Source organism: Streptomyces sp. NPDC089915, assembly GCF_040684675.1.
Classification (GTDB): domain Bacteria; phylum Actinomycetota; class Actinomycetes; order Streptomycetales; family Streptomycetaceae; genus Streptomyces.
The window spans coordinates 1-21,251 of sequence record NZ_JBFBGN010000013.1 but is presented as its reverse complement, the minus strand read 5'-3'; the positions used below and the strand labels follow the sequence as shown (position 1 = coordinate 21,251).

Sequence of the window (21,251 nt, the reverse complement as noted above, 5' to 3'; positions counted from 1 at the left end):
GGGGCTTACCCATGCCCGCCCCCCGAAGGGACCCGACGGCGTGCCCGTGTCGTGTGCTTGACTTCGCGACACCGCGATATATCGTGTTCTTCAGAAGACGCGATATGTTGCGTGCGTCAGCCCACGAGGAGGAGCAGCACCATGCCTGAGCAGACGACCTGGTCCGTCCCCGCACCCCAGCGGCTCACCTTCGAGCAGCCCGTCACGGAGCTCCGGGTCCGGGTGGTGGGCGGCACCGTGAACGTCGTGGCCGCCGAGGACGGCCCCGCCCGGCTGGAGGTCGGCGCGGTCGACGGGCCCCCGCTGCACGTGGTGCAGGAGGGCGGCACGCTCACGGTGTCCTACGAGGACCTGCCCTGGAACGGCACCCAGGGGTTCAAGAAGTGGTTCGAGGGCAAGCCCTGGAAGGCCTGGTCCGGCTCCTCCCCCGACGGGCGCAAGGCCTGGGAGCGCAGCGTGACCGTCACGCTGACCGTGCCCGCCGCCACCGCCGTGCAGCTGGCCACCGTCAGCGCGACCGCGTTCGTCTCCGGCATCTCCGGTGCCACCGACGTCAACGGGGTCTCGGGCGACGCGACCCTGGTCGGCCTGTCAGGGCGGGTCAAGGCGCACACCGTGTCCGGCAGCGTCGAGGTGCAGTCCGTCACCGGTGAGCTCGGCTTCCACTCGGTCTCCGGCGGGCTGACCGTCGTCGACGGCGCGGGCGGCAGCGTACGGGCCGACTCGGTCAGCGGCGACATGCTCATCGACCTCGCCGCCGAGGGGGCGGACCCCAAGCCGGTGGACATCTTCCTCAACTCCGTCTCCGGCCAGGTCGCCATCCGCCTGCCGCACCCCGCCGACGCCAAGGTCGAGGCCAACACGGCGACCGGCAGCGTCTCCAACGCCTTCGAGGACCTGCGCGTCACCGGGCAGCTGGGCGCGAAGCGGATCACCGGCACCCTCGGCAAGGGCTCCGGCACGCTGCGGGCCACCACCGTCTCCGGGTCCATCGCCGTCCTGCGCCGCCCGCAGGCCGACGCCGAGGCCCCGGCCCCCCTCCAGCTCGACAAGAAGGTGCTCTGACATGCCGCCCGTCTTCGCCCACGGCCGTCTCCGCCTCTACCTCCTCAAGCTGCTCGACGAGGCGCCCCGCCACGGCTACGAGGTGATCCGGCTGCTGGAGGAGCGCTTCCAGGGGCTGTACGCGCCCTCCGCCGGCACCGTGTACCCGCGGCTGGCGAAGCTGGAGGCCGAGGGGCTCGTCACGTACGCGACCGAGGGCGGGCGCAAGGTGTACTCGATCACCGAGGCGGGGCGGGCCGAACTGGCCGACCGCGGCGGTGAACTGGCCGACCTGGAGCTGGAGATCCGCGACTCGGTCTCCGAACTGGCCGCCGAGATCCGCGACGACGTCCGGGGCGCCGCCGGTGATCTGCGGCGCGAGATGCTGGCCGCCGCCAACGCCTCGGCGACGCAGGTCGAGGACGAGTCCTGGAAGGCCGCCAAGGAGGAGCTCCGCAAGGCCCGCCAGGAGTGGAAGGAGCAGGCCCGCCGGGCCAAGGACGAGAGCCGCCGGGCCCGCGAGGAGGCCCAGCAGGCCCGCCGCCAGGCCAAGGAGGCGCAGGAGCGGGCCCGCGAGGAGGTGCAGCGGATCGCCGCGCAGCTCCAGGAGCAGTTCAGCAAGACGGGCGGGGTGTTCGGCAGCATCGCCGGGGCCTGGCTGGGCAACGGGGCCTCCGCCGCCCCCGAGGCGCCCACCGCCCCCGGGCCCTCGGGTTCGGCCTGGGCGGAGGACCTGGCGCCGACCGCCGATCCGGCGCGCGACCTGGACCGGCTGCTGGACCGCTTCCGCGACGACGTCCGTGACGCGGCCCGCGACCACGGCGTCACCCCGGCCCAGCTGTCGGAGGCCCGGGCCCATCGGGCGGCCGCGGCCGCCCGGATCGAGGCGGGCCTGCGGACGGGCGCGTAGCCGCGCCGTCAGGCCGCCAGGGCGGTCTCCACCCGCGCGTACGTCACTCCGTGGTCCGCGAGGACCTCGGAGACCGTGCCGGGGCGGGTGAGCAGGGCCAGGAGCAGGTGCGGGGTGCCGATGGAGGGGTCCTTGCGGCCCAGGGTGATGCGCAGGGCCTGTTCCAGGGTTTTCTTGGCGCCCTGGGTGAAGGGGAAGTGGCGCCGCTTGGGTCCGGGGCGGCCCAGGACCTCGCGGAGGGAGGCGCCGAGGCCCCGCCTGCGGGGCGCGGGGGCCGTGAGGGCGCCCTCGCCGTGGGTCTCCTCGATCCGGGAGACGATCTCCGAGAGGTCGATGCCCAGGCCCGCCAGGGCCTCCTCGTCGGCCCTGGAGATCCCGCCCCGGCGGCGGGTCGCCTCCAGGTCGGCGGTCAGCGCGGAGCCGTCGACGCCGAGGGCGTCGAGTGCGCCCCGATCGAGCAGGGACAGCAGCAGGTGTTCCTCGGTGACGGTGTCGGACCCGGCCGCGACGGCCTGGGCGACGGCGCCCGCCACCGCGTCGCGCGCGTCCGAGGTGAAGCGTTCGAACATCACAGCCTCCCGTGCTTCTTGTGGACGGCCTGCCGGCTGACGCCGAGTTCGGCGGCGATCTCCTGCCAGGACCAGCCCTGGGCGCGGGCGCTGCGTACCTGGACGGCCTCCAGCTGCTCCAGCAGCCTGCGGAGGGCGGCCACGGCACGCAGGCCCACGCGGGGGTCCCGGTCTCCGGCCCGTGTGGCGAGATCGGTGGCTTCGGTCATGCGTGTCAATCTAGGTTGACACGGGAGGGGTGTCAACCCTGATTGACAAGCCGGGGGCCGGGCCGCCCGCTCAGACCGTGAGGACGATCTTGCCGAACAGGTCGCCGGATTCGAGGCGTTCGAAGCCCTCGCGGGCCCGGTCCAGCGGGAGGACCTCGTCGATGACCGGGCGCACCCCGGTGGTCGCGCAGAAGGCCAGGAGGTCCTCCAGCTCGTCCTTGGTGCCCATCGTCGAGCCGACGACCTTCAGCTCCAGGAAGAAGATCCTGCGCAGCTCCCCCTGTGGAGGGGTGTCGCCGCTGGTGGCGCCCGAGATGACCAGGGTGCCGCCCGGGCGCAGGCACTTGACCGAGTGGGACCAGGTGGCCGCGCCGACCGTCTCGATGACGGCGTCCACCCGGTGCGGGAGCCGGGCTCCCGGCGGGAAGGCCTCGACGGCGCCGAGCTCCACCGCGCGCTTGCGCTTGGCCTCGTCCCGGCTGGTGGCGTAGACCCGCAGGCCCGCCGCCCGGCCCAGGACGATCGCGGCCGTGGCGACCCCGCCGCCCGCGCCCTGGACGAGGACGGAGTCGCCGGGGCGGACCCCGGCGTTGGTGAAGAGCATCCGGTACGCGGTCAGCCAGGCCGTCGGCATGCAGGCGGCCTCGGCGAAGGAGAGCTCGGCGGGCTTGCGCAGCACGTTCCAGGCCGGGACGCTGACCTGCTCGGCGAAGGTCCCCTGGTAGCGCTCGGTCAGGACCGAGCGGGGCTCGTCCGGGCCGACGCCGTGGCCGCTCTGGCCGATCACGGAGTGCAGGACGACCTCGTTGCCGTCCTGGTCGGTGCCGGCCGCGTCGCAGCCGAGGATCATGGGCAGTTTGCCGGCGTCGAGGCCCACCCCGCGCAGGGACCACAGGTCGTGGTGGTTCAGCGAGGCGGCTTTGACGTTGACGGTCACCCAGCCGGGGCGGGCCTCGGGGGCCGGGCGTTCGCCCAGCTCAAGGCCGTTCAGCGGCTGGTCTCGGTCGATTCGGGCGGCATAGGCAGCGAACATGGCGCCAGAGGCTACCGGTCGGTAGGGCCCCTGACCAGGGGCGCGGGGTCGCGGAGGGGCTGGAGCGGAAGCGGAGTGGATTGCTCCAACTACCGTCTGTGCCATGTGGTTTGCCCGGCCCATAGGGCTAAACGGAATAGATCGGCAGCCCTCGGATGGGGGTAATATTCAGGCCATGCGGTGGCTCGTCATGAGCGTGTCACGTACCCCGCACACTCCTCCCGCGTTCCCGGGGCGCCCTTCGCGCGCTCTTTCCGCGCGCGTCTGCTCGTACTCGGTCGCGCCCGGTCGTGCCCGGTCGAGCCGGTGAGGAGGCCCACGGCCGGCCGCGGCGAAGGACCCGTGACGTCCCCCTCCCCGTTCGGGGGCGGGGAGGGTGCGTCCCCCTGCGCGGCGGCCCTCCGTGTACACGAAGAGGCCCGGCCGGATCACTCCGGCCGGGCCTCACCCGTTCAGCCCCGCGGGGCCCCGCCCGTCGCTCAGACGAGGCGGGCCACCCCGTCGGCCTTCGCGGCCGCGGCGACCGCGGCCGTGACGGCCTCGGCGACGCGCTCGTCGAACGGCGAGGGGATCACGTAGTCGGCGGCGAGCTCGTCGCCCACGACGCCGGCGATGGCGTCCGCGGCGGCGATCTTCATGCCCTCGGTGATCCGGGTCGCGCGGACCTTCAGGGCGCCCGCGAAGATGCCCGGGAAGGCCAGCACGTTGTTGATCTGGTTCGGGAAGTCCGAACGGCCCGTGGCCACGACCGCCGCGTACTTGTGCGCGATGTCGGGGTGGACCTCGGGGTTCGGGTTGGCCATGGCGAAGACGAAGGAGTTCTTCGCCATCGTGGCCACGGCCTCCTCGCCGACGGTGCCGCCGGAGACGCCGATGAAGACGTCCGCGCCCGCGAGGGCCTCCTCCAGGGTGCCGCTGCGGCCCGTCTTGTTGGTCAGGCCCGCGATCTCCGCCTTGACGTCCGTCAGGTCGGTGCGGTCCGCCGAGACGACGCCCTTGCGGTCGGTGACGCAGACGTCGCCGATGCCCGCGTCCACGAGGATCTTGGCGATGGCGATGCCCGCCGCGCCGGCGCCCGCGATCACGGCGCGCAGGTCGCCGAGGGTGCGGCCGGTGAGCTTGGCCGCGTTGCGCAGGGCGGCCAGCGTCACGATGGCCGTGCCGTGCTGGTCGTCGTGGAAGATCGGGATGTCGAGCGCCTCCTGGAGGCGCCGCTCGATCTCGAAGCAGCGGGGGGCGGAGATGTCCTCCAGGTTCACCCCGCCGAAGGACGGCGCCAGACGGATGACCGTCTCGACGATCTCGTCCGTGTCCTTGGTCGCGAGCGCGATCGGCACCGCGTCCACGCCGCCGAACTGCTTGAAGAGGATCGCCTTGCCCTCCATGACGGGGAGGGAGGCCTCGGGACCGATGTCACCGAGTCCGAGCACGGCCGTACCGTCGGTGACGACGGCGACCACGTTGGACTTCCAGGTGTACTCGTTCACGAGCTCGGGCTGCTCGGCGATGGCGGTGCACACCTTCGCCACGCCGGGCGTGTAGGCCAGGGACAGGTCATCCTTGTCCTTGACGGGCACGGTGGCCTGAATGGCCATCTTGCCGCCCCGGTGCAGTGCGAACACCGCGTCGGGGTTGTTGTCCGTCGCACTGTCGCTGCGAGGGTTGACGATCTCGGCTGCCACTTCGGGTGACCCCTTAAGTCCTTGAGTTCATTGAGGGTGGCCACTCCTGGTTAAGGGGTGGGCGGGCACCGCGTCCGTACTCCGCGTCGACGGTTGACCCGTCTCCTCGGAGGGGAGGTTCGTACGCGCGGGCGCGCCGCACGCGCGCCCTGAGCCCCGGATGAGGGGTGTAAGGATCTGTTCTACCCGAAGAGCACACGCCCAGACGAGTCGATTCCGGACCGATCGTAGGTTGCTTGTCCCGGTTTTGGCCAAAAGTCCAAAGGTCTCTGTCCAGCAGGCGAGACGACCGGGAAATAGTGAGGCGAAAATGCCAGGTCACGGCGGTTTGTGCGGCTCCGAGGGGCCTTGCCCGCAGTCCTGTTGGGTAGTCGGGGGCGCCCGTTATCTGATTTTGACCTCACGGGCACCCTGAATGCGCCAGTCCGAATGGCAAGATGCCGTAATCACACAAGGTCGCGGCACTCGATGGTGCGTGCTCGACCTGTTCTCGGATGCTTTTCCACCCCCGTCGGAGGAACCAGCTCATGACCGCAAGCACCACCCGTCGTACGACCGCCGCCCGGTCCCGCATCGCCGCGGTCGGCGCGATCGCGGTCGCCGGCGCCCTGATCCTCACCGGGTGTGGCGACCAGACCGACAAGTCCTCCTCCGGCTCGGGCACGGCGGACAAGAGCGCCCCGCTCTTCTCCAAGCTCCCGAAGAAGATCCAGGACGCGGGTGTCATCAAGGTCGGCTCGGACACCGCCTACGCCCCGATGGAGTTCGTGGACAACGGCAAGATCGTCGGTGTCGACCCGGACATCGCCGAGGCGCTCGGCAAGCAGCTCGGCGTGAAGCTCCAGTTCACCTCCGGCACCTTCGACGGCCTGATCACCTCCCTGGAGACCGGCCGCCAGGACGTCGCGATCTCCTCGATGACGGACAACAAGAAGCGCCAGGAGGGCCTCGACGACAAGGGCCAGAAGATCGGCAAGGGCGTCGACTTCGTCGACTACATGTCCTCCGGCGTCTCGCTCCTGGTCAAGAAGGGCAACCCGGACAACATCAAGTCCCTCGACGACCTCTGCGGCAAGACGGTCGCCGTCCAGCGCGGCACCATCTACGAGGACACCTTCAAGGCCCAGGCCGAGAAGTGCGGGGACAAGAAGCTCACCATCGAGGCGTTCGACACCGACGCCGAGGCCCAGACCCGCGTGAAGGCCGGCGGCGCCGTCGCCGACCTGAACGACTTCCCGGTCACCTCGTACATCGCGAAGACCTCGGGCGGCGGCAACGACTTCGAGGTCGGCGGCCAGCAGTCCGACGTCGGCCTCTTCGGCATCGCGGTCTCCAAGGACAACACCCAGCTCCGCGACGCCCTCAAGGAGGCCGTGGACGCCATCATCAAGGACGGCTCCTACGCCAAGGTCCTGGAGAAGTGGAACGTCAAGGACGGCGCCGTGCAGTCCGCCTCGATCAACGCCGGCAAGTAAGACCCGAAGCGCTCCACTGAAGGGCAGTCATTGTGACTGACAAGATCGACAAGGGTCCGGCCGCGACTCCGCCGGCCGGGCCCGGCGCCTCGGGCACCACCCCCTACGAGGCCATCAAGGCAATCCCCGTACGGCACTACGGCCGCTGGATCAGCGCCGTGGTCGTCGCCGTCCTGCTGGCGTGGCTCGTCTACGCCTTCTCCCAGGGCAAGATCATCTGGGCGACGGTCGGCGACAAGGTCTTCGACTCCGCCGTACTGAGCGGCCTCGGCAACACCATCATCATCAGCATCACCTCGATGGCGCTGGGCCTCGCGCTCGGCATCCTCTTCGCGGTGATGCGCCTCTCGAAGAACCCGGTCACCAGCTTCGTGGCCTGGCTCTACATCTGGTTCTTCCGCGGCACCCCGGTCTACGTGCAGCTGCTGGTCTGGTTCAGCCTCCCGCTGATCTTCCAGTACATCAACCTGGGACCGATCTACAAGAACGAGACCGTCGACGTCATGACGCCGTTCATGGTCGCCCTCCTGGGCCTCGGCCTGAACGAGGGCGCCTACATGGCGGAGATCGTCCGCGCGGGCATCCAGTCCGTCGACGAGGGCCAGTCCGAGGCCTCCCACGCGCTCGGCATGACCCAGACGCAGACCATGCGCCGCGTCGTGCTCCCGCAGGCCATGCGCGTGATCATCCCGCCGACCGGCAACGAGTTCATCAACATGCTGAAGACCTCCTCCCTGGTCTCGGCGGTCCAGTACACCGAACTCCTGCGGGCCAGCTCCAACATCGGCAGCACCGCCGGCGCGGTCATCGAGATGTACTTCGTCGCCTCCATCTGGTACCTGGCGCTGACCAGCGTCTTCAGCGTCGGCCAGTACTACCTGGAGCGCCGCTACGCCCGCGGCTCGCTGCGCAGCCTCCCGCCCACCCCGTTCGAGCGGCTCAAGGCCAACCTGAACATGTTCCGCCGTACGGAGGTGGCGAAGTGACCGCCCAGCCGATGGTCAAGGCCGAAGGCGTCCACAAGTCCTACGGCGCCGCCCACATCCTGCGCGGCATCGACCTTGAGGTCGCCCCCCGCGAGGTCTTCTGCCTGGTCGGCCCGTCCGGCTCCGGCAAGTCCACCTTCCTGCGGTGCATCAACCACCTGGAGCGCATCAACGCCGGCCGGCTCTCGGTCGACGGCCAGCTGGTGGGCTACAAGCAGAAGGGCGACAAGCTCTACGAGCTGAAGGACAGCGAGGTCGCGGCCCAGCGCCGGGACATCGGCATGGTCTTCCAGCGCTTCAACCTCTTCCCCCACATGACGGCCATAGAGAACGTCATGGAAGCCCCGGTCATGGTCAAGGGCGAGTCCAAGGCGGTGGCGCGCGAGCGCGCCGTCAAGCTCCTGGACCGGGTCGGCCTCGGCGACAAGGGCGGGAACTACCCCACCCAGCTCTCCGGCGGCCAGCAGCAGCGCGTGGCGATCGCCCGCGCGCTGGCCATGGAGCCGAAGCTGATGCTCTTCGACGAGCCCACCTCGGCGCTCGACCCGGAGCTGGTCGGTGACGTCCTCGACGTCATGCGCGACCTGGCCGAGTCCGGCATGACCATGATCGTGGTGACCCACGAGATGGGCTTCGCCCGCGAGGTCGGCGACAACCTCGTCTTCATGGACGGCGGCGTCGTGGTCGAGTCCGGCCACCCGCGCGAGGTCCTGGGCAACCCGCAGCACGACCGCACCAAGGCGTTCCTCTCCAAGGTGCTCTGACGCTCCGCGGGAATCCGGAGGGGGCGGCACGGGAAACCCGTGCCGCCCCCTTCGCGCTGCCGGTGTGAAGTTACTGCTTCAGACCTAGGACCAGCGCGTCCGAGGGGGAGCGCCAGACCGTCCGGGCCTCGGCGAAGCCGGCCCCGCGCAGGGTGCGGGCGTGCCAGGCCTCGTCGGGGGTGTCCCCGTCGGCGTGCTCCCCGTAGATCGCGAAGCGGGCCGCCGTCGGCTCGGCCAGCACCGGGTCGGCGGCCGCCAGCGCCCACCAGTCGCGCCAGTCCAGGACCCCGTCCGCCTTCGCCCGGTCCATCCCGGCGTGCCGCTGGGCGCGGTCGGCGGCGTTGATGAGCGGGGTGGCCGGGTCGGGCATGTGGTCGGCGTTCATGAAGACCCCGCCCGGGCGGACCAGCGGCGCGATCTGCCCGTAGAGGACCGCCAGCTCCTCGCTGTGCAGCCAGTGCAGGGCCGTCGCGGTCAGGACGGCGTCGTAGGAGTCGTACGGGAGCGCGGCGCGCCAGTGCGGATCCTTGAGGTCGGCGGTGACGAAGGTGACCCGGTCGTCGCCGGCGAAGTGGCCGCGGGCGATCGTCAGCAGGGCGGGGTCGAGATCCAGTCCGGTGCTGACCGCCTCCGGGAACCGTTTGAGGAGGCGGTCCGTGATACTTCCCGTACCGCACGCGAGGTCCAGGACCCGGGGCGCGGGGCCGGCCAGCGCCTCGACCATGTCCAGCATCACCCGGAACCGCTCCTCGCGGTCGGGCATGTACCACTCCTGCTGGCGGTCCCAGCTGTCCTGCCAGGCCTGCCAGTCCGTACCGAACGAGCCAGTCGCCGTATCCGTCATCCCGAACCCCTCCACAACGTAATACCCTCGAAGCAAGAGCAGCCGTTACCAGCGGCCGTGACCCGACACTAACCCGCAGCCGTAAGGACTACAAGTGGAACTGGCCCATTACTCGGACTATGCCGTGCGCCTGGTCAACACCGAGGAGCCGGCCCGCAGCAAGGACGCCCTCACCTCGGCGGACGACGTCCGTGCCCTCTTCGGCCCCAGCACGCAGATGGCCCGCCGGGTCACCGACACCGACGTCACCCGCTTCCGCAACGTCCGCGGCCGGCTGCGCGCCGTCTTCGAGGCCGCCGACGGCGGCGACCACGTCCTCGCGGTCGACCTCCTGAACTCCCTGCTCATGGAGTTCCCCGTCAGCCCGCAGGTCTCCGGCCACGACCTCGTCGGCCCCGACGGCCGCCCCGACTGGCACATCCACCTCGCCGACCACCCGTCCAACGCCTCCGCCGGCTACGCCGCGATCGCGTCCTTCGGACTGGCCTTCCACCTCACCGCGCACGGCCCCGACCGGCTCGGCCTCTGCCAGGCCCCGCCCTGCCGCAACGCCTACCTCGACACCTCCACCAACCGCTCCCGGCGCTACTGCTCCGACCGCTGCGCCACCCGCGCCAACGTCGCCGCCTACCGCGCCCGCAAGCGCCTGGAGGCCGAGGAGTCCGCACGCAGCGGCCGCACCGCCGACAGCGCCCAGGACAGCCGGGCCCTCAGCGAACTCTGATGCGCCGGGCGCGGCCGCAGCCGCAGCACGGCCGTCGCCAGCACGAGGTCGTCGGGGACGGCGCCGTAGTCGGTGCTGTCCCCGGTCTCGTTGAACGGGTTGTCCCCGAGCATCCACCAGCCGCCCGGCCGCCGCTCCACGGCCCGCTTCACCACCAGCAGGTCCTGCTGGAGCGGATGCCGGAACACGACCACGCCACCCGGCCGCACCGGCGCCCCGTACCGGACCACCATCCGGTCCCCGTGCAGCAGCGTCGGCACCATCGACGGGCCCGACACCTCCGTCAACCCGACGCGCACCCGCGACCGCCCTCTCTCCGCCATCCGCAGCCTCCTCGTCCCTGCCCGCATGCTGCCCCACGGCGCCGTAGGTTCGCTCACCGCACCTCGGCGGAGGCTGGACTTTTGTCCTAAGCCCATGGGGGCGCCCGCGATTTCCGTCTTCTCAGCGAGTAATCTCCACCCTTGAGAAGACGATCACGAGGAGGACCCACTCCATGCTTTCCCGCTTCTTCGCCCCCAAGGTGAAGGTCTCCGCCCACTGCGACCTGCCCTGCGGCGTGTACGACCCGGCTCAGGCCCGTATCGAGGCCGAGTCCGTCAAGGCCGTCCAGGAGAAGTACCAGGCCAACGAGGACGCGGACTTCCGCGCGCGCGCCATCACCATCAAGGAGCAGCGCGCCGAGCTCGCGAAGCACCACGTGTCGGTGCTGTGGAGCGACTACTTCAAGCCCCCGCACTTCGAGAAGTACCCGCAGCTGCACACCCTGGTCAACGACACCCTGAAGGCCCTCTCGGCCGCCAAGGCGTCGAACGACCCGGCGACCGGCGCCAAGGCGCTGGAGCTCATCGCCGAGATCGACCGCATCTTCTGGGAGACGAAGGCCGCCTGATCTTGGGCGCCCCGGGGATCTCCCTGCGCTGCTGGTCAGAGCGCAAATGACAACGGCCCGACCGCTCCGCGCGGCCGGGCCGTTGGGCTCTCCCGAGATCATTCGGGAGGCGAAAACGGATCGTGCGCCGTAGCGTCGCCGTTCCCCGGGTGCCAGAGCGTGCCGTAGCGCTCATCGCCGGGTGACCCTCGGCCTGCCGCTCACCGCCCCCTCGCCCGGTCCTTCCGTCAGGAAGCAGGGCATTCTCGTCGTTCCCCTGCCCCAACAGGCCGCCGTACGCTGGCCGTACGGCGTATTCGAGAAGGGGTACATCTTCGTGGACATCCCCAGCAACCTCACCACCGGTGAGCGAATCAGGCTCCTCCGTGAATCACGCGGGATGTCCCGTCCCGTGCTGGCCGGCCTCTGCGGCCGCGGACCCGACTGGCTCAAGAAGATCGAGTCGGGTGAGCGCGACCTCCGTTCACATGCCCTGTTGATGCGCTTGGCGGGAGCGCTTCAGCTTGATGACCTCCAGCTCCTCACGGGCGCCGACGCGGAAGTGGCCGCCCCGGTCGGCGGCGGCCGCATCACTCATTCCGCCATGCCTGCCATTTGGGAGGCCGTGATGGCGAGGCCTCTCCTCTGGGACCTCCCGGAGACGCCGCCGGACCCAGCCGTTCTCCGTGCCCGGGTGGACGATGCCTGGCGGCTCTGGCACGAATCCGACCACAACAGAACGCAGGTCGGGGCCCGGCTGCCTGCCCTGATCCGGGATGCCGAAAGGGCGGTCCGCGCCCTCGAAGGGGACCGGCGCCGATCGGCCTACGTCGCCTTGTCCGAAACGTACCGGCTCACCGGCCAGGCCACCGCCTACATCGCCCCCGCCGAAATGGCCTGGGTCGTCGCCGACCGGGCCCTGGCCGCCGCGCAGGCTTCGGACGACCCCTCCGCGATCGCGGCAGCAGCGTGGAGTCTGGGGAACATCCTCCGCTCCACTGCGAGCGCTGACGAGGCCCTCGCCTTCGTCCAGGACGCCGCATCCCTGCTCCGTCCCCACCTCGACGGCGCTCCGGCCGACTGGCGGGGGATCTACGGCGCGCTCCAGCTGCACGCGGCCGTCACCGCTGCCCGTGCCGGCCGCGCCGGCGACGCCTGGCGGTACTGGGACGCCGGCGACCAGGTCGCCAAATCCCTCGCGCCCGGCTACGTCCACGCCTCCACGATGTTCGGCAAGGCGAACGTGGACTTCCATCAGATCAGCGTCGCCACCGACCTCTCTGCCTCACGCCAAGCCCATGTCCTCGCCGACGAGGTCGACCCGGATGCCATGCCGTCGCGCGAGCGACGCTCCCGCCTCTGGGTCGAGGTGGCCCGAGGCCACATCCAGCGGGGCGACCGCACGGCCGCGCTGTACGTCATGCAGATCGCCCACGAGATCAGCTCGGAGGCCGTGGCCTACACGCCTGCGGCGCGCACGGCGGTGCTTGACCTGTGGCGGGACGCCCCCCGGGCCCTCCGGCCGGAGGCGCGCCGTCTGGCCGAGGCGGTCGGACTCACGACCGCGTAGAACAGGGACAGCTTGGGGTTGGGGGACAACCTGTCCCCCAACCTCGCGCTCTGCGCCCGTACGGTGGCGATCCGTCATCGTCAGGAGGCGCAATATGGTTCGAGGCTGGTACGCCTCACCGAGTGGAAATGTTGAGCCGAACACGGATCGCGACTCGGGGGAGGTCCGGATTCCGCTCTCCTTGGAACACCTTGCCGACCCGGCGCCCGCACGGCCCAGGGGCTCCCGGTGAAGACGTTCCGGATCTTCAGTGCGTGGCTGGTCGGCAACCACGACGCGCCCGACCAGGCCCGCGAGGACTGGCGTAAGACGGGCATCACCCTCATGCCCATCGGCCGGGCCTTCGACGTCGTCCGGCTCCCCGAGCCGCTCGTCCAGGCAGCCCTCGGGACGGAAGGTCGGAGCTTCGCACACAGTGACTTCGGCCTGGAGGAGAGCCTCGGCGGCCCCGTCATCCACGACGGCCACGGCCGGAACTACTACGCGATCGTCCCGCCCGGCACCGTCACGGAGTGGCGCGCCTCCGCACCGGGCGCCGAGTGCCTCAGCCACGGCACGTACCTCGGCGTCCCGGCGACCGGCATCCTGGAGTACGACGCCACCCACCCGATCTACTGGGCGACCCTGGGCGGCGCCTCCCGCTTCTGCGACCCTGCTTCCGTCTCCCTGCTCGTCCGCGTCGGCTCCGTACGGCTCGCGGAGGCAGAGGGAGACCGGCAGGGCGCCGGCGGTGCAGCCTTCGACCTCCACCAGCTGACGCTGGAGGTCGAGGCATCCGACGCCCACCCCGAGGGCGAGTGCGCGCGAACGCACATGCTCTGTCGGACCTGCTGGAAACCCGCACCGATCGCGATCATGTACGGCGGCCCGATGGCGAACTGTCGCGTTTGCTGCTTCGCCTGGGCCGTCCACCATGACCCGGAGCTCTGTTGGGCGCGGAGTTACCCCTCCGACGGTGACGAGGAGGACATCCTCGCCGGCCGTGTGCGTGCGCTGGTGCCGCGCCTCATCGCCGCGCGCGCGGCCCTCGGCGAGATCGCCGACACCCCTTGACTCCCGCCCCCAACGAGGAGCGGGCATCCTGCACACCGAAGCGATTGGAGACCCTGATGGGGAAGCACGCTGGACCACCGCAGGACAAGCCGTGGACGCCGCCGTCTCAGCCGCCGAGCCCGGACGGGAACCGGCCGTCGCCCCAGCCTTCCACCCCGCCCCTGCCGCCGGGTAAGAAGTGAACCGGGACATCTGCCGCGAGGCCCTGGTGACCGCAGGGTTACTGCGCGAGCCATGGCTGGCCGAAGCCTTCGACAAGGTCGACCGTGAAGCGTTCGTACCGGCAGCCGTCTGGCTCCCGGTACGGGACGCCGAAGGCCTCTGGACCTTCGTGGACCGCGACGAGGAGCCGGACGTCTGGCGTCACGCCGTCTGGAACCCCCACCAGTCGGTCGTCACCCAGCTGGACGACGGCGACATGACCCCGGGGCCCAGCGCGGGCGACTTCACATCCTCCGTGTCAGCCCTGGACATTGTCATGCGGAAGCTCCAGCACCTGGACCTTGCGCCACGGTCCCGCGTGCTGGAGATCGGCTACGGATCCGGCTACCACACAGCCTTGCTGTGTGAGCGCGTCGGGTCTGAACGGGTGGTCGCCATCGAGGTGGACGAGGAACTCGCACGCGCGGGCGCCGCGAACCTCAAGGCGGCCGGATACGACCCGGAGCTGATCGTCGGGGACGGCCTCGAAGGCGCCCCCGGCGGGGAGCCGTTCAGCCGGATCATCAACACGGCCGCGCTCCGGCGCGTTCCGTACGCGTGGATCGAGCAGTCCAGGCGGAGCGGGGTGATCCTCACCCCGTTCGGGACGGCCTACAGCAATGCGGGCCTCCTGAGGCTCCGCGTCGACGCCTCGGGGACGAAGGCACAGGGATCCTTCGTCGGAGAGTCGTCGTACATGTGGATCCGCTCCGAGCGGCCGACCGTCGACCTCCAGGTCCCGGAGGAGTCGACCAGCCGGAGGTCGCCGATCGATCCCGTGCAGGTTCTGGGGGCGGGTTACCTCCAGGACTTCGCCATCGGCCTCCAGGTCCCGGACGTCTCCTACTCGCACCGCGGGGAAGGGGGCGACCGCCAGGTCCAGCTCGTGGACGAGGCCGGTACGTCGGCCACGATCGTCCGCTACGGCGACTGGTGGGAAGAGGACGCCGTTCGCACGTGGGGACCGCGCGACCTCTGGGCCGAGGTGACCGCCGCGTACACCTGGTACGAGGTGCATGGTCGACCGCACATCACCCGCTTCGGCATCACGATCGACGGGTCCGGTCAGTACGCATGGCTGGACGACCCCCGTCAGCTCGCCGGTTCCTGAGCAGTGGACCCGGCCGGAGCCCATTCCGGCCAGCAGCGCGGTTGGCCGCCCGCTCGACGCCCGGCTGAGGCGCCCTCGACACCGAGGGGCCCGACCGCACGCGGTCGGGCCCCTCGGTCGTCGCCGTCCGCGGACTGCTCGTCCTCGTCGGGCTACTCGTCCTCGTCGTCCTCGTCGTCCAGCCGGGCCAGCCAGGTGGCCAGGCGCTCGACCGGGACCTCGAAGTCAGGGTTGAGGTCCACGAAGGTGCGCAGCTGCTCGGCGAGCCACTCGAAGGTGACCTCCTCCTCGCCGCGCCGCTTCTCCAGCTCCTCGATGCCGCGATCGGTGAAGTACAAGTCGGGCTCCGTGCAGTGTCGGGGTGTGTTTCCCGCCAGGATAATGCGGGTCCCCGGCGACACCTCCCGCCTTTCGGCCCCCGGCGCTAGCGTGGACGGAGCCGCTGGGGCACGCGGGGGAGGGGGGTCTCGGGATGCCGGACGGGCGCACGGGCGGATCCGCGCGCGCCTTCGAGCTCCTGGAACCCCTGGTCCGGGCCGCCACCGTACGCGTCCACGCGGCCCCGGGCGGGTATGACAGCGCTGGGACCGGACCCACCTGGGGAAGCGGCTTCTTCATCGCCCCCGGCTGGGTCCTCACGTGTGCGCACGTCGTCGGTGAAGGGGGTGCCGGGGTGCGTCTGGCGGGGCGTGAGGTCGGCATCAGCTTCTTCCCCGGGGGAGACACCACCGCCGGCGGGACGGTCGCCGGGCGGGTGGAGTGCGTCCTGCCCGAGCGGCTGGAGGAGCGCCGGCCCGGGCGGCGGGCCCTGTGGGACCTGCCCGACCTCGCCCTGGTCCGCGTCCTGTCACCCGTCACCCACACCTGCGTCTGGCTGACCGACCGCGCCAGACCCCGGCTCGACGAGGCCGCCTACTTCGGCTGCACCGAGGAACTCGGCATCCGCGAGATCACCGGCCGCACCACCCGGCTGCGCGGCATCGCCGGCGGCGGCGCCGCCATCCGGCTGGGCGACGAGGACGAGATCGAGGCCGGGATGTCCGGCGGACCCGTCGTGGACCTCGCGCGCGGGGAGGTCGTCGGCGTGGTCAAGGCCCGCCGGAACACCGGCGGCGGCGGGCTCGCCGTGTCCGTGGCCCAGCTGCGCACCCTGCCCATGGCCGCGAGCGGACGGACCGGGCTCTACCGCCGCGTCATGCAGGCCCACGACCTGTACCACTACGACCGGCACCTGAGCGACCTCGACAACCGCCGCACCTGGACCGACGTCCACGACCTGCTGGCGGACGGGGAGGCGGACGGGTACGGCGGGCGCGGCCGGCTCACCGCCGGCGAGCGGACCACCCTGTGCGGGCTGCTCGCCGAACTGCCGCCGCCCGGCTCCTCGGAGACCGTGCGCGAGCTCGCCGAGCAGGCCCGCGGCGAGGAGCCCGACGGCACCCTCCCCGCCCCGCTCAGCTGGCGCGACGGCCTCGGGCTGCTGCACGACCCGCCCGGAGCGGGCGGCGAGGCCGCCGCGATGCTCCGCTACGCCACCGGCGTCAGCGTCGCCGACCACCGCGAACCCCCCGCGCCCGGCGCCGACGAGGAGCTGTGGGACTGGGTCCGCACCACCGCCGAGCGGCTGTGGCGCCCCCTGCGCCGGGAGCTCGCCGAGCGGCGTGAACGGGGCCTGGACGAGCGGGAGCGGCGCCGCCGGCAGGCCGCCGGCCGGGCGGCACTGGGCCGCACCCGGCGGGCCGACGCGCTGTCGGCAGGGCCTTCGGTGCTGCTGGAGGCCTGGGCGCACGGCTGGGAGGACGTCTACGACTGGCGGGTGTCGGTCCTGGCCGGCCCCGCCCGGCCCGGCCGGGTCACCCCCGTCGCCGCCGGGGTCCGGGCCCGCCTGGCGGGCCTGCCCGAGGCGCTGCGGGCCCCGCTCGCCGAGGGGTTCCGCCGCTGCGACACGCACGAGGCGGCCGCCCTGCTCGAAGTGGCCGTCGCCCCCGAACTGTTCGGGCTCGCCGTGGACGAGTGGGCCGTCTCGGGCGGGATCCCCGTCGGGGTGCAGCGGCCGGTGGTGTTCCGCCACCCCGACGCCGCCGGCGGACCGGCGGCCGAGGCGCGCTGGGCCCGGGTCCAGGAGGGGCCCCTGCTGGACCAGCGCGCCGACTGCTCGCGGGGCCGTCCCCGCAGCCCCTCCCAGGCCTGGCTGGAGGGGCTGGCCGACACCGTCGTCCCGGTCCTGTGCCGGGACCCGGCCGCCGAGCCGGCCCTGGGCGCGCTGCACTCCGTACGGGACGCCGGGTACGGGGTGGCGTTGTGCCGGCGGCCCCCGGCGGACCCGGGGGCCTCGTGCGCGCCGTTCCACCGGGGGCTGCGGGAGGAGCTCGCCGAGGCGGGCCGGGCGGCCGTCCTCCCGGAGCGCCTCCAGGCCCTGCGCCGGCGGGCCCACGGGGCGGACCCCGACGCGTACTGGGCGGCCGGGCTGGCCCTCGTCTGGGAGGACCCGGCCCGGGCCCTGCCGGAGGACGAGCCGCTCCAGGGGGACCTGTGAGGCGGGGGAGCGTCCGCCGGGAGCGGGCCGCGGCGGGCGGGTGCGGCGCGAGGCCGCGTGGCGGCGGGACGGTCGGGAGGGAGCAGCAGTGAACGACGAATGGCTCATCTACCGGGGGGTCGGCGAGCCCCACGACGGGATCGGGGCGCTGCCCGACCCGCCGCCCTGGCGGGACTTCGACGGCGGGCCCGTCGCCGAGCCCGGCGGCGCGGCCGCGGCCGCCGACGGGAACGTGGCCCGGCGCCTGGGCGCCCACCGGCAGGCCGCCGAACTGCACCGGCCCGAACCGGAGGAGCTGGAGGCCGTCAACGCCGCCCTCTACCTGCGCAGGCCGCTCCTGGTGACCGGCTACCCCGGCACCGGCAAGTCCACCCTCGCGCACGCCGTCGCGCACGAGCTGAAGCTCGGCCGCGTGCTGCGCTGGCCCGTCGTCTCGCGCACCGTGCTCCAGGAGGGCCTCTACCGCTACGACGCCCTCGCCCGGCTCCAGGACGTACAGATCGCCGCGAGCGGGGGAGGGGCGGCGGCCGCCCCCGGCATCGGGAAGTACATCCGCCTCGGCCCGCTCGGCACCGCCCTGCTGCCCACCGCCCGCCCGCGCGTCCTGCTCGTCGACGAACTCGACAAGAGCGACATCGACCTCCCCAACGACCTGCTGAACGTGCTGGAGGAGGGCGAGTTCACGCTGCCCGAACTCGAACGCGTCGCCGACTCCGAACCCGAGGTGGAGGTCCTCACCGACGACGGCACCAAGGCCGTCGTCCGCGACGGGCGGATCCGCTGCCGGGCCTTCCCCTTCATCATCCTCACCAGCAACGGCGAACGGGACTTCCCCGCCGCCCTGCTCCGCCGCTGCATCCAGCTCAAGCTCGGCCAGCCCGGCGAGAAGCGGCTCGCGACCATGGTCCGCGCCCACCTCGGGGAGGAGGCCGCCCGGCTCGGGGCCGACCTGATCCGGGAGTTCCTCAGCCGCTCCCGCTCCGAGCTCGTCGCCGCCGACCAGCTGCTCAACGCCATCTACCTCACCCACTACGCCTCCCCGCCCAGCCGCGAGGACCTCGCGGACCTGCTCATCCAGCGCCTCGACCGCCCGAGGTGAGGGCCGGTGCCCCGAGAGCACGCGGACCACGAGGACGCCGGGCCGCCCGAGGCGGGCGGGGACCCCGGGCTGCGCGTGCTCGCGGGGCTGCTGCGTGCCGCCGGGCTCGACCCGTCCCCCGAGGAGCTCGCCGACGCCCTGTGGCTGGCCGCGCGGACCCGGGAAGCGGCCCGGGGCGGCGCCCCGGCGCGGCCGGAGCCGGCCGGGGCGAGGAAGGCCCCGCCCCGGCGGCCCGCCGGCGGGAACCGCCCGCCGGACCCCGGGGAACCGCCGCCGGACCGGGTGCGGGAGGACGACGCGGCCGAGGACCCGGTCCGGCTCCACCCCGCCGGAGCCGGGGCCGCCGACGGCGCGCCCGAGGCCGAGGTCCCCGTCGCCGCCGGGGTCCCCGTACGGGTGCCGGGGGCCGCCGCGCTGCCCCGGATCCTCGACATCCAGCGGGCCCTGCGCGCCCTCCAGCGCCACCGGCCGCCCGGCCCGCCCGTCCGCACCGTCCTCGACGAGTCCGCCACCGCCGAGGCCAGCGCCCGCGCCCTTGGGCTGGTCCTGCCGGTCTTCCGGCCGGAGAGCCGCCGGGAGGCGACCGTACGGCTGGTCATGGACGCCTCGCCGTCCATGGCGGTGTGGCAGGACATGTTCGACGAACTGCGGGCGGTGTGCGAGCGGCTCGGCGCCTTCCGCGACGTCCAGACGCACTACCTGCACCGGCTCCCCGACGGCACCGCCGCCGTCGGCCGCGGCCCCTCGCCCGCCGCCGGGGTCCGCTCCGGGGAGCAGCTGCGCGACCCCACCGGGCGGACGCTGACCATGGTGGTCTCCGACTGCGCCGGGCCGGTGTGGCGGGAGGGCGAGGCGCAGCGGCTGCTGCACCGCTGGGCCGAGTGCGCCCCCTGCGTGGTCGTCCAGCCCCTCCCGCAGCGGCTCTGGGCCCGCAGCTGGCTGCCGACCGAGCGCGGGGTGCTGGAACGGGCCGCCGCCGGCGGGGCCGGGGCGGGCGGCGGGCCCCGGCTCAGGTTCCGCCCGGACCGGCCCACCCGCCCCGGGCGGCCCGCCGGCGGGCTCACGGTGCCCGTGCTGCCGCCCCACGCGACGGCCCTCGGCGCCTGGGCCCGGCTCGTCGCCGGCCTGGGATCGGGGCCCGTACCGGCCGAGGTGGGCCGGGTGCTGGCCCGCCACCCGGCTGCCCCCGTACCGCTGCCCCGGACCGCGCGGCCCCCGCAGGAGCTGGTGACCCGCTTCCGGGCCTCGGCCGCGCCCGGCGCCGTCCAGCTCGCCGTGTACCTGTCGGCGGCGCCGCTGACCCTGCCCGTGATGCGGCTCGTGCAGCGCACGATGCTGCCCGACTCGGAGCCCTCCGACCTCGCCGAGGTGCTGCTCAGCGGGCTGCTGCGGCGCAGCGGGACGACGTCCGGGCCCTGGTACGAGTTCGTTCCCGGGGTGCAGGACGTGCTGCTGGGGCCGCTGGGACGGGACGAGGCGGCGCTGGTGCTCAAGCACTGCTCGGAGTACGTCCTGGCGCACTTCGGCCGGGGCGTGCGCAACTTCCCCGCGCTCGCCGTCTCCCAGCTGACCGGCGTGCCGGCCGGGGAGCCCGGGGCGGAGGGGGAGGAGCCGCCGGCGGGGCCGCTCCCGCAGGCCTTCGCGCAGGTCTCGGCGAAGGTCGTACGCCGCTACCTGCCCGGCCCCCCGGAGGAGGAACCGGAGCCGGCGCCCGTACCCGTGCCGCCCGGGCGCGGCGCCCCGCTGCTGGCGGCGCGCGAGCGGCTGCTCCTCGCGGACGCCGACGGGGACGCGCGCCATCTGCACGACGCCGCCGCCCTGCTGCGCCGGGCCGTGGCGCTCCCGCCCGGGCCCGGGGACCCGCCGGAGGAGGCCGAGGCCGAACTGGCCGGGGTGCTGCTGCGGCTGTGGGCCGCCCAGCGGGACCCCGAGCACCTCGACGAGGCCGAGCGGGCCGTGACCGGGCTGCGGACCGCCCGGGGGCGGGCGGCGCTGGGCCGGGTGCTGTACGAGCGGGCCCTGGCGGCCGGCCCCGACGGGGAGGAGCCGCTGGCCGCCGCCGCCCGGGAGTTCGCCGAGGCCGGGGCCGCCGCCGGAGGGGACGCGGGGCTGCGGACGGACTGCGCCGTGCGCCGGGCCCGGACCCTGGTCCGGCTCGGCGGGCTCCGCGCGGACACGGCCCCGCTGCAGGAGGCCCTGGCCGCCCTGGAGCCCCTGGCCGCCGACCCGCCGGCCGCGCACCCGGACGTCCTCCTGGCCCTGGGCACGGTCCTGCTGGCCCTCCTGGCCCGCACCCCCTCCCCGCAGGACCGCACGGCCCTCGCGGAACGGGCGGCCGCCTACCTGGAGACGGCCCTGGCCCTGCTGGAGACGGACCCGGCGCCCGCGCCCCCGCCCCGCACCGGGGCCCGGGCCGCGGAAAGCCCCGCCGACGGCCCGGCACGGGAGACGGCGAGCGACGCGGACCCGGCCGCCCGTCGGGGGGCGGGCGGGCCGTCCGGCCCCGGAGCGCCCGACGGCGACCCGGCCGCCCCCGGCGGGGCCGGGGGCCGGGGAAGGATCCGTACGCG

The 21,251-nt window shown here is 73.1% G+C and carries 20 protein-coding genes; 13 read left to right on the top strand and 7 right to left on the bottom strand.

What is annotated here, in order from left to right; translation table 11 throughout:
- Nucleotides 1–141: 141 nt before the first annotated feature.
- Together AB0O29_RS06505 and AB0O29_RS06500 are read left to right on the top strand one after the other, a co-directional pair.
- Nucleotides 142–1,065: a DUF4097 family beta strand repeat-containing protein gene (locus AB0O29_RS06505; protein WP_365147033.1), complete on the top strand. Its 924-nt coding sequence runs from the start codon at nt 142–144 to the stop codon at nt 1,063–1,065.
- A 1-nt stretch (nt 1,066) separates the two neighbouring features.
- On the top strand, nt 1,067–1,954 hold the full coding sequence (locus AB0O29_RS06500) for a helix-turn-helix transcriptional regulator (protein WP_365147030.1): 888 nt from the start codon (nt 1,067–1,069) through the stop codon (nt 1,952–1,954).
- Nucleotides 1,955–1,962: 8 nt separating this feature from the next.
- Here AB0O29_RS06500 and AB0O29_RS06495 read toward each other — a convergent pair whose 3' ends face one another.
- The 4 genes from AB0O29_RS06495 to AB0O29_RS06480 form a co-directional block, all read right to left on the bottom strand.
- Nucleotides 1,963–2,523, bottom strand: coding sequence for a Clp protease N-terminal domain-containing protein (locus tag AB0O29_RS06495; protein WP_365147027.1), 561 nt, complete (start codon nt 2,521–2,523; stop codon nt 1,963–1,965).
- On the bottom strand, nt 2,523–2,732 hold the full coding sequence (locus AB0O29_RS06490) for a helix-turn-helix domain-containing protein (protein ID WP_365147024.1): 210 nt from the start codon (nt 2,730–2,732) through the stop codon (nt 2,523–2,525). The genes AB0O29_RS06495 and AB0O29_RS06490 overlap by 1 nt, the downstream gene beginning before the upstream one ends.
- 70 nt (nt 2,733–2,802) lie before the next feature.
- Entirely contained in the window at nt 2,803–3,765 is a 963-nt protein-coding gene (locus AB0O29_RS06485; RefSeq protein WP_344164921.1) for a zinc-binding dehydrogenase, read from the bottom strand.
- Nucleotides 3,766–4,244: 479 nt separating this feature from the next.
- On the bottom strand, nt 4,245–5,435 hold the full coding sequence (locus AB0O29_RS06480; RefSeq protein WP_365147182.1) for an NADP-dependent malic enzyme: 1,191 nt from the start codon (nt 5,433–5,435) through the stop codon (nt 4,245–4,247).
- Between the two features lie 539 nt (nt 5,436–5,974).
- Here AB0O29_RS06480 and AB0O29_RS06475 point away from each other — a divergent pair.
- Genes AB0O29_RS06475 through AB0O29_RS06465 form a run of 3 tightly spaced genes read left to right on the top strand, consistent with a single transcriptional unit; the run spans nt 5,975 to nt 8,672 of the window.
- Nucleotides 5,975–6,922: an ABC transporter substrate-binding protein gene (locus AB0O29_RS06475; RefSeq protein WP_365147021.1), complete on the top strand. Its 948-nt coding sequence runs from the start codon at nt 5,975–5,977 to the stop codon at nt 6,920–6,922.
- 32 nt (nt 6,923–6,954) lie between these two features.
- The gene (locus AB0O29_RS06470; protein ID WP_365147018.1) at nt 6,955–7,908 is read left to right on the top strand and encodes an amino acid ABC transporter permease; all 954 of its coding nucleotides are present in this window, start codon (nt 6,955–6,957) and stop codon (nt 7,906–7,908) included.
- Between the two features lie 11 nt (nt 7,909–7,919).
- A complete protein-coding gene (locus AB0O29_RS06465) occupies nt 7,920–8,672 on the top strand; it encodes an amino acid ABC transporter ATP-binding protein (RefSeq protein ID WP_079431951.1) in 753 nt (250 codons plus the stop codon).
- Between the two features lie 70 nt (nt 8,673–8,742).
- Here the strand turns inward: AB0O29_RS06465 and AB0O29_RS06460 are convergent, their stop codons facing one another.
- Entirely contained in the window at nt 8,743–9,516 is a 774-nt protein-coding gene (locus AB0O29_RS06460; protein WP_365147015.1) for a class I SAM-dependent methyltransferase, read from the bottom strand.
- Nucleotides 9,517–9,610: 94 nt separating this feature from the next.
- Here AB0O29_RS06460 and AB0O29_RS06455 point away from each other — a divergent pair, with 94 nt between their 5' ends.
- Nucleotides 9,611–10,240 (top strand): CGNR zinc finger domain-containing protein, encoded by a 630-nt coding sequence (locus AB0O29_RS06455; RefSeq protein WP_365147012.1) that lies wholly within the window; start codon nt 9,611–9,613, stop codon nt 10,238–10,240.
- On the opposite strand, the gene sodX is transcribed toward AB0O29_RS06455, so the two are convergent.
- Entirely contained in the window at nt 10,144–10,563 is a 420-nt protein-coding gene (sodX, locus tag AB0O29_RS06450) for a nickel-type superoxide dismutase maturation protease (protein WP_365147009.1), read from the bottom strand. The two genes, AB0O29_RS06455 and sodX, sit on opposite strands and share 97 nt — an antisense overlap.
- A gap of 173 nt (nt 10,564–10,736) precedes the next feature.
- Here sodX and sodN point away from each other — a divergent pair, with 173 nt between their 5' ends.
- The 4 genes from sodN (at nt 10,737) to AB0O29_RS06430 (ending at nt 15,046) form a co-directional block, all read left to right on the top strand.
- Complete coding sequence (gene sodN, locus AB0O29_RS06445) at nt 10,737–11,132, top strand: superoxide dismutase, Ni (RefSeq protein ID WP_007266490.1); 396 nt, start codon at nt 10,737–10,739, stop codon at nt 11,130–11,132.
- 181 nt (nt 11,133–11,313) lie between these two features.
- Nucleotides 11,314–12,681 carry a helix-turn-helix domain-containing protein gene (locus AB0O29_RS06440; RefSeq protein WP_365147006.1) on the top strand — a complete coding sequence of 456 codons (1,368 nt, stop codon included), beginning with the start codon at nt 11,314–11,316 and terminating at the stop codon, nt 12,679–12,681.
- 228 nt (nt 12,682–12,909) lie between these two features.
- Entirely contained in the window at nt 12,910–13,734 is an 825-nt protein-coding gene (locus AB0O29_RS06435; protein ID WP_365147003.1) for a hypothetical protein, read from the top strand.
- Nucleotides 13,735–13,942: 208 nt separating this feature from the next.
- Entirely contained in the window at nt 13,943–15,046 is a 1,104-nt protein-coding gene (locus tag AB0O29_RS06430) for a methyltransferase domain-containing protein (protein WP_365147000.1), read from the top strand.
- Nucleotides 15,047–15,198: 152 nt separating this feature from the next.
- Here AB0O29_RS06430 and AB0O29_RS06425 read toward each other — a convergent pair whose 3' ends face one another.
- Nucleotides 15,199–15,384 carry a DUF6104 family protein gene (locus tag AB0O29_RS06425; protein WP_010061466.1) on the bottom strand — a complete coding sequence of 62 codons (186 nt, stop codon included), beginning with the start codon at nt 15,382–15,384 and terminating at the stop codon, nt 15,199–15,201.
- 134 nt (nt 15,385–15,518) lie between these two features.
- Between AB0O29_RS06425 and AB0O29_RS06420 the strand changes: the two genes are divergently transcribed.
- From AB0O29_RS06420 to AB0O29_RS06410, 3 genes are all read left to right on the top strand, one after another.
- Nucleotides 15,519–17,582 (top strand): trypsin-like peptidase domain-containing protein, encoded by a 2,064-nt coding sequence (locus tag AB0O29_RS06420; RefSeq protein WP_365146997.1) that lies wholly within the window; start codon nt 15,519–15,521, stop codon nt 17,580–17,582.
- Nucleotides 17,583–17,670: 88 nt separating this feature from the next.
- Nucleotides 17,671–18,681 (top strand): MoxR family ATPase, encoded by a 1,011-nt coding sequence (locus AB0O29_RS06415; protein WP_365146994.1) that lies wholly within the window; start codon nt 17,671–17,673, stop codon nt 18,679–18,681.
- 6 nt (nt 18,682–18,687) lie between these two features.
- Nucleotides 18,688–21,251: SAV_2336 N-terminal domain-related protein (locus tag AB0O29_RS06410; RefSeq protein WP_365146991.1), on the top strand; the 2,564-nt coding region annotated here is incomplete at its 3' end.